This is a genomic window from Streptococcus sp. HMSC077F03 (genome assembly GCF_001812375.1).
In the GTDB taxonomy this organism is placed as follows: domain Bacteria; phylum Bacillota; class Bacilli; order Lactobacillales; family Streptococcaceae; genus Streptococcus; species Streptococcus oralis_S.
The window spans coordinates 53,324-53,966 of sequence record NZ_KV808776.1; the positions used below are offsets into that span (position 1 = coordinate 53,324).

A 643-nucleotide genomic window follows, 5' to 3' on the forward strand; every position below is an offset into this window, starting at 1 on the left:
ATAGAGATAGATGGTAAAATAACTAGTGTACTCTATGAATTGGATAAGAACTTTGATTTAGTTTCTAGCGCCTATTTTCAAATAAATGAAAAAAATATAAAAGAGAGTGTGAACATCTCTCAATCCGAAGAAGAGCGCCTATTAAAGATTGTTCAAAGCGAGATTGATGGCTTCATGAAAAAGATGTATCAGACTTTGTATGGATAGTTTACCAGAGAAAGTAGCTTCTTTCTTAACACAATGTCGTATGAACAACACTTCTATGATAACTTAGACAGAGGGGGTGAAAAAATGTCGGGACTTAAAAAAATGCTAATCGTGATTGGTTCTGTAATTGCCTTAGCTACTGGTTTGAATCTTTACTTTCAGTATCAAAACCATCAAGAACATATGCAATTAAAAACCTCCTTTGAAGAGAGGGACAATATAGCCGTCTTACAACGTTTAATGGCGTCAGAAAAATATGCGTCTGACATCCGTAAAGCGGGCTATGTCGTTCCTCCTGATGGAGCTATTCGCTTGGATGGAGGAATTGACTCCATAGAGATAAAAGGAGACATCGATTTGGATATCTCAAATCCGGGACGGAATGGGGTTACTGCTTATTTTAGAATAGAGATAGATGGTAAAATAACTAGTGTAC

General features: G+C 36.4%; 2 pseudogenes. Both read left to right on the forward strand.

The features are described 5' to 3' along the window. A pseudogene (locus HMPREF2853_RS10005) lies at positions 1-207 on the forward strand (thiol-disulfide isomerase); the annotation flags it as partial. 84 nt (positions 208-291) lie between these two features. Further along, positions 292-643, forward strand: a pseudogene (locus tag HMPREF2853_RS04275) (thiol-disulfide isomerase); the annotation flags it as partial.